Annotated in this window: 17 protein-coding genes and 1 riboswitch; of the genes, 2 read left to right on the top strand and 15 right to left on the bottom strand. The window is 38.2% G+C overall.

Annotation, left to right across the window (positions count from 1 at the left end):
* The first annotated feature begins 136 nt into the window (after positions 1–136).
* Positions 137–1,639 (top strand): DEAD/DEAH box helicase, encoded by a 1,503-nt coding sequence (locus QKW49_RS18645; protein ID WP_282864154.1) that lies wholly within the window; start codon positions 137–139, stop codon positions 1,637–1,639.
* Between the two features lie 210 nt (positions 1,640–1,849).
* Here QKW49_RS18645 and QKW49_RS18640 read toward each other — a convergent pair whose 3' ends face one another.
* From QKW49_RS18640 to thiM, 6 genes are all read right to left on the bottom strand, one after another.
* Positions 1,850–2,068, bottom strand: coding sequence for a hypothetical protein (locus tag QKW49_RS18640; protein WP_282864153.1), 219 nt, complete (start codon positions 2,066–2,068; stop codon positions 1,850–1,852).
* A gap of 56 nt (positions 2,069–2,124) precedes the next feature.
* Complete coding sequence (locus QKW49_RS18635) at positions 2,125–2,589, bottom strand: nucleoside deaminase (protein WP_282864152.1); 465 nt, start codon at positions 2,587–2,589, stop codon at positions 2,125–2,127.
* A 244-nt stretch (positions 2,590–2,833) separates the two neighbouring features.
* Positions 2,834–3,127 carry a thiamine-binding protein gene (locus tag QKW49_RS18630; protein ID WP_282864151.1) on the bottom strand — a complete coding sequence of 98 codons (294 nt, stop codon included), beginning with the start codon at positions 3,125–3,127 and terminating at the stop codon, positions 2,834–2,836.
* A 59-nt stretch (positions 3,128–3,186) separates the two neighbouring features.
* Positions 3,187–3,822 (bottom strand): MtnX-like HAD-IB family phosphatase, encoded by a 636-nt coding sequence (locus QKW49_RS18625; protein WP_282864150.1) that lies wholly within the window; start codon positions 3,820–3,822, stop codon positions 3,187–3,189.
* On the bottom strand, positions 3,822–4,445 hold the full coding sequence (gene thiE, locus QKW49_RS18620; protein WP_282864149.1) for a thiamine phosphate synthase: 624 nt from the start codon (positions 4,443–4,445) through the stop codon (positions 3,822–3,824). The genes QKW49_RS18625 and thiE overlap by 1 nt, the downstream gene beginning before the upstream one ends.
* Positions 4,436–5,239 carry a hydroxyethylthiazole kinase gene (thiM, locus tag QKW49_RS18615; RefSeq protein ID WP_282864148.1) on the bottom strand — a complete coding sequence of 268 codons (804 nt, stop codon included), beginning with the start codon at positions 5,237–5,239 and terminating at the stop codon, positions 4,436–4,438. Before thiM ends, thiE begins: the two co-directional genes overlap by 10 nt.
* A gap of 55 nt (positions 5,240–5,294) precedes the next feature.
* Positions 5,295–5,393, bottom strand: a riboswitch (TPP riboswitch).
* A 193-nt stretch (positions 5,394–5,586) separates the two neighbouring features.
* On the opposite strand from thiM, the gene QKW49_RS18610 reads away from it, so the two are divergent.
* Positions 5,587–6,777 carry a DNA polymerase IV gene (locus QKW49_RS18610; protein ID WP_282864147.1) on the top strand — a complete coding sequence of 397 codons (1,191 nt, stop codon included), beginning with the start codon at positions 5,587–5,589 and terminating at the stop codon, positions 6,775–6,777.
* A gap of 47 nt (positions 6,778–6,824) precedes the next feature.
* On the opposite strand, the gene QKW49_RS18605 is transcribed toward QKW49_RS18610, so the two are convergent.
* The 9 genes from QKW49_RS18605 to QKW49_RS18565 form a co-directional block, all read right to left on the bottom strand.
* Positions 6,825–7,319 carry a TspO/MBR family protein gene (locus tag QKW49_RS18605; RefSeq protein ID WP_282864146.1) on the bottom strand — a complete coding sequence of 165 codons (495 nt, stop codon included), beginning with the start codon at positions 7,317–7,319 and terminating at the stop codon, positions 6,825–6,827.
* A 77-nt stretch (positions 7,320–7,396) separates the two neighbouring features.
* A complete protein-coding gene (locus QKW49_RS18600) occupies positions 7,397–8,131 on the bottom strand; it encodes a hypothetical protein (RefSeq protein ID WP_282864145.1) in 735 nt (244 codons plus the stop codon).
* Positions 8,124–8,852, bottom strand: a complete 729-nt coding sequence (locus QKW49_RS18595; protein ID WP_282864144.1) for a hypothetical protein — start codon at positions 8,850–8,852, stop codon at positions 8,124–8,126. The genes QKW49_RS18600 and QKW49_RS18595 overlap by 8 nt, the downstream gene beginning before the upstream one ends.
* Positions 8,853–9,707 (bottom strand): ABC transporter ATP-binding protein, encoded by an 855-nt coding sequence (locus tag QKW49_RS18590; protein WP_282864143.1) that lies wholly within the window; start codon positions 9,705–9,707, stop codon positions 8,853–8,855.
* A gap of 25 nt (positions 9,708–9,732) precedes the next feature.
* Positions 9,733–10,596, bottom strand: a complete 864-nt coding sequence (locus QKW49_RS18585; protein ID WP_282864142.1) for a glycerophosphodiester phosphodiesterase — start codon at positions 10,594–10,596, stop codon at positions 9,733–9,735.
* An 80-nt stretch (positions 10,597–10,676) separates the two neighbouring features.
* Positions 10,677–11,162: a CYTH domain-containing protein gene (locus QKW49_RS18580; RefSeq protein WP_282864141.1), complete on the bottom strand. Its 486-nt coding sequence runs from the start codon at positions 11,160–11,162 to the stop codon at positions 10,677–10,679.
* Between the two features lie 181 nt (positions 11,163–11,343).
* Complete coding sequence (locus QKW49_RS18575; protein WP_282864140.1) at positions 11,344–12,672, bottom strand: MATE family efflux transporter; 1,329 nt, start codon at positions 12,670–12,672, stop codon at positions 11,344–11,346.
* A gap of 89 nt (positions 12,673–12,761) precedes the next feature.
* A complete protein-coding gene (locus QKW49_RS18570; RefSeq protein WP_282864139.1) occupies positions 12,762–13,631 on the bottom strand; it encodes an AraC family transcriptional regulator in 870 nt (289 codons plus the stop codon).
* 182 nt (positions 13,632–13,813) lie between these two features.
* Positions 13,814–15,271 (bottom strand): FAD-dependent oxidoreductase, encoded by a 1,458-nt coding sequence (locus tag QKW49_RS18565; RefSeq protein WP_282864138.1) that lies wholly within the window; start codon positions 15,269–15,271, stop codon positions 13,814–13,816.
* Between the last annotated feature and the right edge of the window lie 8 nt (positions 15,272–15,279).

Below are 15,279 nucleotides of genomic sequence, written 5' to 3'. Positions count from 1 at the left end.
ATCAACAAATAAGTTTATGTATTTAAAAATGTATATTTAATATTTGAGACAAGAGACAATATACCTTTGCCCTCTAGAACAAGCAATAAACAAATGATATAATAAGAGTATCTCAGAATAACGAAAGAGGATAATAATGAAAAATAGTTTTAATGATCTGGATATTTCGCCTCCTATTCTAAAGGCGATAGAAGAGATGGGTTATGAGACACCTACAGAAGTACAGCATAAGGCAATTCCACATATTCTCAATCAGAAAGATATGATGGTCATGTCTAAAACGGGCAGCGGCAAGACTGCTGTCTTTGGCGTTCCTATTTTACAAATGATCGATCCCAGGGCAGCAGGTCCCCAAGGGCTGATTCTTACACCAACGCGGGAACTGGCCGTCCAGGTAGACAGCAATCTCAAACAGATGTCAAAGTATCTTCCGCATAAGACAACAGCAGTATACGGGCAGCACAGTATCAATGCTGAAATTCAAGCCCTCAATAGAGGCGTTTCGGTTGTTACCGGAACACCGGGCCGGATATATGATCACATCTGTCACGGAAATTTACAAACCAAACATATACGTTTCTTAGTACTTGATGAGGCCGACAGGATGTTGGATATGGGCTTTTTAGACCAAGTGGTGAGAATCATTAAAACGCTCCCGCAAAATAGGCTCACTCTCCTTTTTTCAGCTACCATGCCCACAGGAGTTCAAAAAATATGCAGGGAGTATATGAAGCATCCGATAACTATTGAGATTGAATCTCCGACCAAGACTGTGGATACCATCCAACAAAGATACTACCGTGTCGATGGCAATGAAAAAAACCTACAGTTAAACCGCTTACTTCTGGTTGAACAGCCTGAAAGCTGTATAATTTTCTGCAACACACGATTGGCAGTGGATAGAGTTCAAAGCTTTTTATCAAGAAAAGGATATGCCTGTGAATCGCTGCACGGTGATATACCTCAAGGTAAACGACTAAAAACCATACAGCAGTTCAAGCAGGGAGAATTTCATCTGCTGGTAGCTACAGATGTTGCCGCACGCGGTATTCACATCGAAGATTTGGCACTGGTAATTAACTATGATGTTCCTACTGATAAAGACAGTTATGTACATAGGATCGGACGTACCGGAAGAGCCGGGAATAACGGCCGTGCCCTTTCTTTGGTTACAGGAGAAGACATCATGAGCCTCTATGAAATAGAAGAGCATATCGGTGTTATGATTGAAGAAGCAGCGTTACCCACAGAAGCTGATTACAATGAACGCAGCACTTCAGCCGAGAAATGGATACAAGCGAATTCAAAGAAGAGTACACCCCCTCGAGCTGATTCCAAGCCAAATTCCAAACAAGCTCAAAAGAAGTACTCTCATAATAAGCCTTCTCAACACCATAAAAAGCACAAAGATCGGCCAACCGAAGTTAAGAGGGATTATAAAACAACAAGAAGGGAAAATACAATGCGTCCTGCCGAGCAGACCAAATCAGTACATACAACCACTAAACCCGGGATGGCCCCTTCCACTAACGCCGATATATCCCCTGTTAAGAGAAACACAGAAGTGGTGCAGAGTCAAGATTCCAAAACTAAAAAATCCTTTTTTCAACGTGTACTGCAGCGCATATTTGGCAAGTAAGGATAACAGGTGCCTGATGGTTAATAATATTAAAATATCTCCTATTGAATATTGAAGAATAAATAGAGATGTTTAAGCTCCTTCTTCTGATGATTGTCCGGCAGATGGAGGAGCTTATCAATATAGTGTATGGACATAGCCTTTGTCTTTACATCCACATTAGCATTTCTTTCATTTCTTGTTGTTCATTGTTTTTATTATGCACTCAGATCAAATAAATCCTCCTTCACCATATTTACAAACATACTTCCAATACCCTAGATCACAAGACACCGTAAGTTCATCTTTTGTCGGAGTTTGGTCTTCTTTCCTTACATGAGAGCAAAGTGCCTCACATAAAAAAGTATTATGGCTTTTGGGACAGTCACCAAAAAGTCCTCCTCCTGCTACCTCATCCAACGCTTCATCTTTTAGTTTCTCATTTTCCATTTTTTATGCTCCTTTCTTTTTACAGTTCTACATATTAGATAGGTCCAGCTTTTCTTTTAATACATTTCTTTATTTTCCTTTTTGATCCATTGATCAAATAACTTTACACACGAATCATGCTCCAAGATATAGCAATAAGTTTTTATCTCACGTGCAGAGCCTGCGATAAATTCATAAATATAGTTATCATCAAACCCTATATCTTCCGCATCCTTCCTGTTTGCACCAAAATATACTTTGGGTATCTTGGCCCAAATAATAGCTGCCATGCACATAGGACAAGGCTCACAAGTTGCATAAATCTCGCAATCTTCGAGATGAAATCGTCCTAATCTTCGAGTGGCCATACGAATAGCTGCGATTTCAGCATGCATGGTAGGGTCATTGGTAGCTAAAACCTGATTATGGGCTGATGCAACTATTTCACCATCCTTTACAATAACAGCGCCAAAGGGGCCTCCCTCACTACCGGTGATATTCTTCATAGCTTCATCATAGGCAGCTTTCATATATTCATTCATAGCAATCTCCTCTACAACATTTATTATAGTCTCACGTGAGCAACTTTCTGATTATATATACGTAATAGTCTGAAAACTAGCTCAAATTAAGAAATATCGAAAAATAACCGCTTGAAAAATAGGAAATTATTATTTCATCATTCCTAAACATTGAAGCCACTTTTAAATAAGGTACAAAAAAAGCACCTGGCAAACAGGTGCTTAAAAATTCTAGTAATAATTGTTGAGATAACTTTTTGGAACACTACCATTTCCTGTATTTTCCTATCTTTTCATCCATCGTCACTCCTTCAGGTTTATAGTCAATCTTGACGACAGACAACACTCTTGTTGCTCCTTCTGCAGCACAAATATCTTGTACCTCTTTTACAATCTCAAGCAGCTTGCTTAATTCTCCCTCCATGGTTGTTTCCATAGGACCAACTTCGTACTTGACATTGCAGGAATCGATGTATTCAATAACCTTATCTACAACTTCATATAAATTTTCATCCTTCACATTGGGAATCACCTGTAAGCTTACGTTGGCTGTGGGCATAACCTCTCATCCTTTCTATCCGTTTTAGTCGATACTTTGCCATATTATTAAAAGCTACTTTAATCAGTACTCATACTTTCAATAATATCTTTAAAGTTCTCAAAGCACTTTGTATGTATACCTTTTTCAATACAATACTGGGATAGAACTCCTTTAGCAAAAACAAGGTCTGCTATTCCCGCAGGGCACATATCGGAATAGCCGTCTCCGATATAAATCACTTCATCCCCTTCTGATTTTAGATTATTTATCCAAGTTGTCTTGCAATTACCGCATTTTCCGCATGAAGCATTCTTATGCGGACATTCAATGCTAAATCCATGATCCACATTATATAAAAGCTTATTTGAATAGTATTTTAATCTTATATCATATCTCTTAAATATTGTTTCAATATTTAGATCATATCCATCACTTAGTACATATACTTCATACCCCTTTGCTTTGCACAAAGAAAGAAACGCTGTGAAGTATTCGTCAATTTCAATGGTATGCATTAAGTTTATTATATCTTGAGGGGCAGCATCAAAAAGCTTAAAGGTAGCATTGGCACATTCCTCCGTAGATAGCTCTTTGTTCTCCCATAAACGGTTTATCTCTTGCCAGCCGTCTTTGGCGAATTCTTCAATCATCGCAGCGCAAGTATCTTTTTTTGTAATCGTCCCATCAAAATCAATAAAAATTATCTTTTCCATTATTCCTCCCAAAGCTTAACCAAGTTTCTTGATGCCTCTTCTATATCATCACTACCCAAAACCGCCGATATAAGCGAAACTCCATTGATCCCCGAAGCTTTTACTTCTTTTATATTTGAAATCCCTATTCCCCCTATTCCAACAATGGGAATAGATACATTTTGCTTAATTTCCTTAAGACCTTGAATTCCAATAGGTCTTCCTGCATCCGACTTACTTCCTGTTGCATATACAGGACCTACTCCCAAATAATCTGCACCATGCTTTTCTCCATAGAGAGCTTCTTCTATATTAGATACCGAGTATCCTAATATCTTACCATCACCCAACTGCTTACGGGCAACCTCAAGGGGTAAATCCTCTTGTCCGATATGAAGACCTTCAGCATCTACAGCTAGAGCAATATCCAGCCTATCATTGATGATCAGCGGAATATTATAGAAGCGTGTAAGCGCCTTCAACTTTAGTGCAATATTATAAAAGTCCAGGCTGGTAATATCCTTTTCCCTTAACTGAACAAGTGTAACCCCGCCCTTTATGGACTTTTCTACACTTTCCATCAAATCTCTTCCTTTTAAAACTCCCCTATCGGTAACAAGGTATAATGTATAGTCTACAGACATCTTATTTTTCCACCTTTCAATAAATCCTCCTTGGTCATTCCATATATAGAATCAAGAAGTTTTACCCTGAAACTTCCGGGAAGCACTTTTTCCATTGAATTCGCTGCAATTTCACCGGCAAGCCCCATCGCCATAATTGCCGCTGTACCGGCAACAAGTTTATCTTCGCACACACCTGCAGTGGCTGCTGCCAATGCACCAACCATACATCCAGCCCCGGTCACCAATGTGAGCATAGGCGTGCCGTTATCTATAAGGTAAGTTGTTTTTCCATCAGTAATGATATCTGTTTTTCCGGTGGCTGCCACTACAGTATTAAAGCTTTTAGCCAAACTTTTGCAGGCTTCTACAGCACCTTCCCCGTCATCTACCGAATCAACACCTCTTACCTTCCCTACATAGCCTGCAAGTGATTTGATCTCTCCTATATTTCCTTTGACTACTGATATTTTGCCGTACGCAAGCAACTTTTCCGCTATTTCCTTCTTTCGGCTTATAGCACCACATGCAACCGGGTCAAGAACAACCGGCTTACCGATCTGAGCAGCTTTTTTTACTGCAAGTACAGAAGCCTCCTCTTGTTCTTTTGTAAGCGTACCGATATTAATGTACAATGCGGAAATCAAGTTCACAAATTCCTCGACTTCTTCTTTTGCCTCACACATAGCTGGTGATGCTCCAAAACATAACAATATATTCGCACAGTCATTGATTGTTACATAATTTGTTATTGCTTGAACTAATGGTGTCTTTTCCCTCACATCGTTTAATACCTCAATAATTTTGTTTAACATAACATCCTCCTTAAATAATATAAAAAAGGAATGCGTAAGCAACGCACTCCCTTATTCTAAAGTATAATTACTTCCCTACGCTGGCATTACCCAAACAGGTTAATAGGGTTAAGATGTCTCTTTCTCAGCCTTAATGGCACCCCTAGTAAATTTTTATTAAATTTTAAAGTCTTGTTAAAGTAATATTCTTGATGAAAATAACTGATACGCATATTATATGCCTTTCAATTATTTCTGTCAAGCTATTGAGATTGACATTTCAGAAAAAGCATTAGTACTTATATATTTCAATCTATCAATAAATATTATATAATCTATATATCATTATAAACGAAAGGGTGTGTACTGTGCAAAGAGTCGTATTTCTTGTTGATATGAATGCCTTTTTTATAAGCTGTGAAATGACAAGAAATCCTTCTCTTGTTGGTAAACCCGCTGCTGTTGCCGGTGACCCGAAAAAGCGTACAGGTATCATTCTTGCCGCAAACTATGAGGCTAGAAAATTCGGTGTCAAAACCGCTATGACGCTGCACGCCGCATTGAAACTTTGTCCGGATATGCTTTTAGTTCCTCCCGACCATGAATTCTATAATCAAAAGTCTAATGAAGTCATGAACCTTTTATCCGGTTATACGCCTATCGTGGAGCAAAACAGCATTGACGAGGCATGGCTTGATATGACAGGCACTGAATATCTGTTCGGCAAGCCTGTAGAGGCTGCAGCACGAATCATGAATGAAATTAGAGATCACCTTGGTCTTTGGTGTTCTATCGGCATCGCCGAAAATAAATTTCTTGCGAAGATGGCTTCTGAGATGAAGAAACCCCTCGGAATTACAGAGCTATGGCAAAAGGATATTCCGCTAAAACTTTGGCCGCTTCCTATTAAAGCAATGTACGGCATTGGAAGCAAAACTGCTGAAAAGCTTAACCGGCTGGGCATACAAACCATAGGCGAACTTGCAAAATACAATAGAGAGCAGGTTGTGAAAGCTCTTGGAAAATGCGGCTTAGAGGTCCATTTGCATGCAAACGGACATGACCCATCTCCCCTTCAGCCTCACACATCCGGTGATATGAAGTCAATCGGACGCTCAACAACACTATCGGAAGATATTACAGATATAAAAAAAGCCAAGTTGATCCTTATGGACCTTGCCGATGATGTAGGTATGACGGCAAGAAAACACCACAAGAAAGGTCGCACCATACAAATTACATTGAAATATTCAGACTTTCAGGTTATCACAAGACAGACCACCATTCCTGTAACTTGTGCTACCAGAGAAATTTTCCAAACAGGATGCAGCCTGCTGGAACAGAACTGGAACACGCTTTATCCCGTCAGATTGATCGGGATAAGCCTCTCAGGATTTGATGAAGACTATTCTACCGACCAGTTATCTCTTTTTGATTTTGTTCAAGTAGAAGATAAAAATACTAAGCAGCAGCAGATTGATTTAGCAATGGACAAAATCCGAAATAAACATGGCATAGATAAGATCAATCGTGCAGCGTTGATAAAGAGAACTCTGTAAAGATTATCGGTAACTACATACTTTTTAACCTAATTCTAAAAATATGCCTATTTATTTAACTGCCATATGGAATAATTCAGCAATCCGGCAAAACTGACCCACAATATATAAGGAACCATTAAGTACCCTGCAATCTTGTCAATTTTATAAAATTTCACAGTCGTAATGATGATCAATACCCACAGAATAATCAGCCAAACAAAAGCAAATCCTCTTAATTCAAGTCTAAAAAATATAATGGTCCAGAAAAAATTAAATATAAGCTGTATGGTATAAAAAATCAATGCATTTTTCACTACAGGCTTTTGAATACCTGCATTATATACCCTGTAGCTTGCTATCCCCATAAGTAAAAACAGTACACTCCAGACAATGGAAAACACCCATCCCGGCGGACTAAATGATGGCTGTACCAACTGCTGATATTTCTCCATGGTACCTCTTGTAAAAAAAGAACTTAGAATTCCTACCCCTTCTGCTATAGCAATACTTATAAGCAAACCAACGGCATGCTGTATCCAGTTGAGCATTTTCTTAGTCATAACAGTCACTTCCTTTTAATATGTTTTAAATATGTTAATATATTTTTATGTATGATCCATAATCTATATTCTCTTAACTATAATAAAATCCTTCCCATTACTTTCTTATAAAGTATTATAGAAATGATAGAAATATATACGATTCCGACTGTTAAATACGCCCACACACTCATGGCAGCAGCAAATTTATCAAAATAAGCAGCTATTGCCATAGCCGGCCAAAATGCGGGGACAACGCCACAGATATTGTTATATGGATATGGAATGTAAAGGGCTATAACAGGTAGTATCAGCATAAAAGCTGTACCTTTCATCGCTGCAAAACCTTCAACTTTATTACTTGCTAAAGAATTGATTAAAAGCATTCCAAAGGGGATCCCGAGGGATGCTATAAAATTAATCAGGAACGAGGCTGTTATTGGCACATCATACAGATTAATGAGCCAAGTGATAAACATACCGCTAATAGTGGATAAAAAAACAAACAAAGCGCTTTTCGCAAGGATATAATGTGACATTTTAATAGGCAGTACTCTTATGGCACTTAACGTATTATCCTCTCTTTCATCAAGAAGCATAAGACCGATGATGTCTCCATAAAGTACAGGATTCATGACTACGAAAAAAATCATAAGGGCATGATAGTGCTCCGCTAAGTTGAACGTGCTTGAAAGTGTCGCTTTCTGAATGACAGGCACTAAATATCTGCCTATCAGTGTTAGCATAAAAGGATAAACCATAAGTATAATAAGCACGCTGTCTCTACCTATTCTTTTGAATTGTGATATCAGTAAAGCCTTTGTCTTACCCATCTATATCACCTTCCCTTCCTATCACTTTTCGGTTGAAAAGTTTTACCGCAATTCTAAACAGAATGAAGTTCATAGCCATAATATAAGCTATGCTTAGACTAATAAATATTATATTTGAATCTCCAAGTATTGCATCTATGATCTTCATCATTGAATAAGTAGGCCATAGAAATACAATAGCATCCAAAAAATCAAACGTGTCTATATTAATATAAGTTAGAAAGGGTATGAATAAAACAGCAAGCCATACACCCATTGGCATGATCATGTCAGTGAATGACTTATAAAAAGTGGATGTGATGAAACCAAGTAAAATAAAAAAACTGCCGGATAGCAAGCTTGCCAATAGCACAAACCCATAATTGGCCTCAAGTCCTTTTATACTGCTTACTCCAAAGACTAGTCCCATAGCAATAAAACATATTAAAGTACTTAGGCTGATCAACTTGGATAATATATACTCCGATACCCTGACTGGACTTGTTACAATAACATCCAGGGTACCTTGTCCTTTATCAAAAAATAGCATTGCTGCTATAAATAAAAATCCTGTAACGGCAAAATCAGTAACAAAGGCAATAGGTATTACATAGCCCATCGTATACACCGGCAATAATGAAATCATACCAAGCCATACAGCTGTAATGATGATGCCCGCTATAACAATCCCATATTTCACTTGAAATACAAAATCCCATTTTAATAATTTTGAAAGTCGCATTTAGTCTAGACTCCTTCCGGTAACTTTAATAAATACATCTTCTAAAGTAGTCTCCATAGAATGTATTGTGCGTGTTTGATGATTCTTTATTATATTTAAAAATTCCGGATTAGTGCCGTAAGAAGCTAAATCAAAAGTAGCAGACTTGATTTTATCATCCACATAATATTCAATCTCTACTAATTTAAGTCCGTATTTTAGTTTGAGGGATTTTGGTGTATCCATCTCTACTATTTCCCCATCAACGATAAAAGCTACTCTATCGCATAGAGCATCTGCAACCTGCATGTCATGAGTAGTTACAAATATTGTCTTACCCTTGCTTTTCTGCTCAAGTATCAGATCCTTAACAATCTTCGAATTAACCGGATCCAGGCCACTTGTGGGCTCATCAAAGAACAAAAGCTCCGCATCATTAAGAAACGCCCTAACGAAGTTAAGCCTCATTTTCATACCTTTTGAAAAGCTTTCTACCAAATCGTCTTTGTAATCATATAACCCAACGGATTTCAAAAGGCTGTCAGTATCTACATTTTGGTTTTTATAAAAAGACTTAAAAAATTCCAGGTTTTCTTTAGCAGTAAGCTTTGAAAAATGATTAGGCAGCTCAAAACCTATTCCAACTCTTTCATAGTAATCTGAGTTAAAGGACGACAAATCTCTGCTGAAGACTTTAACGTCACCGGAATACCCATCTAATAATTTGATTAATATTTTTTGGGTAGTAGACTTTCCTGCCCCTGAAGGGCCTAAGAAACCGAATATTTCGCCCTTTTTAATATTAAAATCTATCCCCTTCACTGCATGTTTTCCCGATTTCTTATAAGTATAATTAAGGTTTTTCACCTGTATCATCTTGTCTCACCCCATAATGATTCACTTATTTAATTTCTTCTTTTGGGCTTAGCCCTTCAAAAATCACATTATCACAATACTTCAAAGCTTGTCTGTATTGCTCGGAAGACCTTGCTGTCCATCCCAGCACGATACTGCCTCTTTGTGATTGTTTGCTGACAACCGGCTTCGGCAGCGCTTCTATCTCATAGGCAATAAAAGCAGGCTTGCTTTCAAAATTCAGCAGCAAATTTTTAAGCATAACCTTCTTATACCACGCTAAATCTTCATCTTTAAAGGATCCGGATAACTGACCTCTGATAATATGCGGTGCATTTTTCCTGAACCACTTTAAAGAATATGGATTGAAAGACTGAACCGCCAGCTTGCCTTTATAATCTTTGATTTGATTATATAAGGCTTGCTCCATTTTTCCCACTTTCCCTTTGTTTTTTATTTCAATTAGGATTGGAACCTTGCCATTTACCAGTTGTAACACTTGAGCAAATAAAGGAATGGTATATTCCGAATCCAACAATCTTAGTTTTGATAATTCTTCCCATGTGCAGTCTTCAAGATTTTTATCAATACCTGTCATTCTTTTTAAACTCTCGTCATGAAATACAACAACTTTGTCATCCGCACTTAGCTGAACATCCAGCTCAATCGCATATCCTCCTATAAACGCCTTTTCAAACGCTATCAATGAATTCTCCGGTGCTTCAGAATTATTTGTATGCAACCCACGGTGAGCTATAGGTATTGACTTTAACCACTGTCCTTCAAGCTGATCTGCGACAGGCATACTCATAGTGGCATAAGTATAAAGAGAATAAATTGCTGCAATAATAGCAAAAATCCATATCCAAACCACTGTGTGTTTATGTGATAAAACAGCTGGATTCATCATTTCCTTCTCCTTCACGATGTTAGAATATTCAAGTTATTTCGCTGGTTTTGCAATATTAGGTATTGATTTAACATTGCACTTTAATATTCTCCGGTTTTATTATTCCAACTTTTATATGGATTATCTACCAGATTTGAGTTACGGTACCGATAATCATGCGTGACTTCATCACCAACAAAGTCCGGCTTCATAAATTCCTCATCTTCTCTGCTCAATTCTATCTCAGCAACTACTAAGCCTTCATTATCTCCTAAAAATTCATCTATCTCCCAAACGAAGCCTTTATATTCTATCTTATATCTATATTTCTCGATAATTGGCTGGTGACATAGTTCACCGATCATTTTATCTGCATCGTCAAATGGTATTTCATACTCATATTCTATTCGTGAGATACCATTATCAGCACCTTTAATAGCAATAAACGCTTGCTGCCCGATCACTCTTATTCTTACGGTCGCTTTCGGATCGGTAGAAAGATAGCCTTGTTTATATAAAACCCCTTTTGATAATTGCTTAAAGGATAAATCCTTTACCAAATATTTTCTTTCAATTTCTTTTGCCATGAGCCTCTCCTTTTTCCTATAACTATTTTATTCACTTGCATCAAACAACACTGTTTCATTTTTCCGCACTTCTATAAAACACTATCATATACTTAGTACTCTATATTTTAATAATATCTCACCAGTTAGTTATTTTCAACATTAAGGGACAGGTCAATCGTCCCGTTTTCCCCTGATAATTTTATGTTAAACGGAGCTGAGCTCTCGATTTCGATATTCTAGCATAAGATAGTATAAAGGTTACAGCTTCAGCCAACGGTACTGTGAGCCATATACCGATATCTCCTAAGACTATCGGAAGCACCATAATAAACAGGCTTATTAGTACAAGGCTTCTCAGTATGGATATAGCAGCAGATGTTTTTGCATCCCCGATAGAAGTAAAATATGCAGATGCTATAAAGTTATAGCCATTCAGCAAAAACGCGAGAATATGTATCCTCATGCCGCCACTGGCTATCTTTATAATTTCGCTTCTATCTCCTGCAAATAACCTTACCACCCCTTCAGTGCAGCCCATCAATACGATAAATGTAATTGTTCCAACTACAACAACAGCTTTCATGCCTATAGCCAGCAACCTTATTGTTGTTTCTCTATCCCGTGCCCCGAAGCTATAGCTCACCAGTGTATTAACACCCTGCGCGATTCCTGTGATGATCATGTACTGTATAAAAAAAACATAACCAATGATTGTAAATGCCGCAACTCCACCTATCCCTATTCTTCTTAGTATTACAAAGTTAAACAAATATGTTGTTATGCAGATGGAAATCTGACCGATAAATTCAGAAGAGCCATTGAATACGATACTCGTAAAATCCGTACGGTCAAAGCTGAATTGCACAAACCTGTATGCCGACCTTCCTGATAGGAAGTAGATGCACCCGAGAAAGAAAGGAATCATTACCGCAATACCTGTGGCAAGTGCGGCGCCCTTCATACCATAATCCAGTTTTATTATGAATAGATAGTCAAGCATAATATTGATGATGTTTCCGGCTATCCCAAAGAAAAGAGATAACTGCGGCTTACCCTCTCCCCTTATAAACATGGAAAAAATAATATTCATCATCATGAATAAATAAAAAAACGACATTGTTCCCAGATAATCTTTTACATAGCTTTGCAATTCTTCTTTGGCATTCAATATATATACCACATTGTCCAGCAACCCCCTGAGCAGCACAGCCATCCCAAGGATTATAACTGCATTCAGTACAAAAGTGAAGGCAAAGCGCTGTCTTGCACGGACTATATCCTTCGCTCCCAAACTATGAGTGGCAAGGGTCATCCCGCCCAACCCTATCATTATAGTTATCCCTAGTAGCAGGTACAGAACAGGCAGGGTTAGGTTGACTGCCGCAAGTCCCCGTCCCCCCAACTTGTTTCCTATGAACATACCGTCAACGATTGTTACAAAGGATGTGAGAAACATAGCAATTATACACGGAATGGAATAGTTAAAGAAGGTTTTGGTCAAACCTTTTTGAGTCTTGTCCTGAATCATTCTAATCTCTCCTCTCAATTGATCATAGAATGATTTTAAAACAAGAGACTTGGAAAAACTTCTGAATTCGTGCTGTAATAAAAATCAGGTTAATCCTCCTTGACTATGGGTATGCATATATCCATATGTACACGGTCTCCTGCATCCGAGACCGTATGGTAAATTTCTAAAGGAAGCCTGTGATCCAGGTCATATTCACAGAAGGGCAGCCACAGTGAAAACATCTCGTTATACGCTTTTGCGATATTTATAACCTTATCATGAAATTCGTAACATGCATAGTATCCTTCCTCAATGATATGTATATTGGGACCACCCACGCTTTCAACGCTAATGCACACATCAGTGATGCACCTATTTTCATCTATGATAAGGGGATTATCATAGGAGATTCCGATAAAGCGCGTATTCTCATTGATCAGCTGCTCTTTCTCCACCTTTTTGCAAAAGGCTTCCCAGAAATCCGGCAGATCGCAGTAATTACCTACGAATCTTTCATAAAACAGACTCATCCCTTCTATTTTCCGTATTTTTATTTTCCTATGTATAATACCGAAATAATCCTGCATCTCCTTCATTTTTCGTATATGCTCGACTACTGCAATATAGGAATCGTTTGGTGGCATATCATTCTTTTTCCTGTACTCCGTGGCGCTTATACCATAGTGTTCCTTAAAGGTACTGGCAAAATTTGAAGGACTATAGCCGTTCCTAAGAGCAATATCCGTTACAGACATGTTTGTTTTGGTTCTTAGAAGAAAAGCTGCATTTTCAAGCTTTCGTCTTTTTATAAAGGAATACACGCTTTCACTCATTACCGCTCTAAACATTCTGCTAAAATAAAATCTTGAGAAACAACAGTAATCAGCAATTTGTTCTGCCGTCAGGTTTTTATCGAGGTTTTTGTGTATGTAGTCAATAGCCTGATTGATTCTCTGCACACTCTCAATATTGCCCATTAGACTCCTCCCTTTATAATATAGATTGCTATACAGTATTATACTCTTTGCAATGAATATAAATCAGTATTCTTATTTTAGCAAAGCATTATTTTATTGTAAAACAAATCCTTATATAAATTTCCTGCAGCAACAAAATAACTGCCTCCTAAGAAGCAGTTATTTTGTATATCCATTTTCTTTTATTCTTCTACAAAATTAGCTCTAATATATTCTACTGCATTTTCACCGGCGATACGTCCGCTGTTCACTGCAAATCCCAAAGTATTGCCCGGAAGAACGAATACATAATCCGGGTCACAGATGGAGTTTGCATCGGTTCCTGCAGCATATAAACCTTTAATTGCATTGAAGTTATTATCTAAAACTTCCGTCTTATGATTTATTTTGATACCACCTAAACTACCATAAGCACTTGGGGCCAGTTTTAATGCATAATATTTGGGTTCAGCAATCGGTTTTAAGTATTTGGGATTTTTATTGAATACACGGTCGCTTGATTTACATGCCTCATTGTATTCTGCTATTGTTGCCTTTAATCCTTCGCAGTTAATACCTGTTTTTTCAGCCAACTCTTCAATGGAATCTGCCATAAAGAACACATCGCTGCCATGAGCAATCGCTTCATTCATCTCCTGTTTGAAATAGCTCATATCCATACTGGAGGTTACCACATTGATTAAATCAAGACCGTTTTGTTCATAGTACTTCATAATATTTTCATCTATAATGGAGTAAGCGGTACGCTCCTTCTGCCTTAAAATAGCATTTACTGAGAAAACAGGGTTTTCAATGACTTGTTCGTTCATAAAACGCTCACCGTCCAGATTAACCAATAGATTAGGCTGACGGAAAGGCAATTCGATAGGTGCATATCCACCTGTATTTGGTGCAAAGAAAACCAATTCCATGTCCATGGTATCTTTCGCCGCACCGGCTTCCCATGCCATCTTAATACCGTCCCCTGTTAAGCCCGGAATACGGTACGAAAATAGATCTTTTCCCCATTCGAATCTTGTATGTTCCTTAATGAACTCAGGACTGTCACCGAAGCCACCGGTTGCAATAATAACTGCCGCACCATACGCTTCCAGTTCTCCGTCTTTATCTTCCGCCATAATACCTACAACAGCGCCGTCTTCTTTAATCAAGCTTTTAACCGGTGTTTCAAGGTAAATCTCAACACCTAGTTCTTCCGCTCTTTCGGTCATTGCCTTAATCATAGTGGCCGCAGCACGTAAACCCGGATTACCTGTCTTAGGCTTGATGATATGCCAGGTTGCTTCTGATCCCGGGAAATACTTAGACGGAAGCGCAAATTCAACCCCCATCTCTTGAAGCCACTCAATGGTACTCGCCGATTTATCTATGTAGTTCTTCACCAGCTTCGCATCGGATCTCCAATGGGTATAATCCATAAATTTTTCAAAAGCTGACTCTCTTGTTATCCCGATTAATCTTTCCTTTTGGAGCTTTGTTTCCACACCCAACAAACCCATGGCCATGTTTGCACATCCGCCTGTCGTGTTTGCTTTTTCAAAAACCATTACACGCGCTCCTTGTTCCGCTGCTGAAATAGCAGCCGCAAGGCCTGCGGCACCCCCTGCTACAACAATAACATCTGCTTCTAATTGTCTCATAATACCTC

Source organism: Petroclostridium sp. X23 (assembly GCF_030013905.1).
GTDB lineage: Bacteria > Bacillota > Clostridia > SK-Y3 > SK-Y3 > X23.
Note: the sequence above shows the minus strand (reverse complement) of the source record. Positions and strands in the feature narration are given on the sequence as shown.

Bases quoted from the DNA above. Each gene is read 5' to 3' on its own strand.
- QKW49_RS18645 (WP_282864154.1), top strand. From the start codon at position 137: ATGAAAAATAGTTTTAATGATCTGGATATTTCGCCTCCTATTCTAAAG.
- QKW49_RS18640 (WP_282864153.1), bottom strand. From the start codon at position 2,068: ATGGAAAATGAGAAACTAAAAGATGAAGCGTTGGATGAGGTAGCAGGA.
- QKW49_RS18635 (WP_282864152.1), bottom strand. From the start codon at position 2,589: ATGAATGAATATATGAAAGCTGCCTATGATGAAGCTATGAAGAATATC.
- QKW49_RS18630 (WP_282864151.1), bottom strand. From the start codon at position 3,127: ATGCCCACAGCCAACGTAAGCTTACAGGTGATTCCCAATGTGAAGGAT.
- QKW49_RS18625 (WP_282864150.1), bottom strand. From the start codon at position 3,822: ATGGAAAAGATAATTTTTATTGATTTTGATGGGACGATTACAAAAAAA.
- thiE (WP_282864149.1), bottom strand. From the start codon at position 4,445: ATGTCTGTAGACTATACATTATACCTTGTTACCGATAGGGGAGTTTTA.
- thiM (WP_282864148.1), bottom strand. From the start codon at position 5,239: ATGTTAAACAAAATTATTGAGGTATTAAACGATGTGAGGGAAAAGACA.
- QKW49_RS18605 (WP_282864146.1), bottom strand. From the start codon at position 7,319: ATGACTAAGAAAATGCTCAACTGGATACAGCATGCCGTTGGTTTGCTT.
- QKW49_RS18600 (WP_282864145.1), bottom strand. From the start codon at position 8,131: ATGGGTAAGACAAAGGCTTTACTGATATCACAATTCAAAAGAATAGGT.
- QKW49_RS18595 (WP_282864144.1), bottom strand. From the start codon at position 8,852: ATGCGACTTTCAAAATTATTAAAATGGGATTTTGTATTTCAAGTGAAA.
- QKW49_RS18590 (WP_282864143.1), bottom strand. From the start codon at position 9,707: ATGATACAGGTGAAAAACCTTAATTATACTTATAAGAAATCGGGAAAA.
- QKW49_RS18585 (WP_282864142.1), bottom strand. From the start codon at position 10,596: ATGATGAATCCAGCTGTTTTATCACATAAACACACAGTGGTTTGGATA.
- QKW49_RS18580 (WP_282864141.1), bottom strand. From the start codon at position 11,162: ATGGCAAAAGAAATTGAAAGAAAATATTTGGTAAAGGATTTATCCTTT.
- QKW49_RS18575 (WP_282864140.1), bottom strand. From the start codon at position 12,672: ATGATTCAGGACAAGACTCAAAAAGGTTTGACCAAAACCTTCTTTAAC.
- QKW49_RS18570 (WP_282864139.1), bottom strand. From the start codon at position 13,631: ATGGGCAATATTGAGAGTGTGCAGAGAATCAATCAGGCTATTGACTAC.
- QKW49_RS18565 (WP_282864138.1), bottom strand. From the start codon at position 15,271: ATGAGACAATTAGAAGCAGATGTTATTGTTGTAGCAGGGGGTGCCGCA.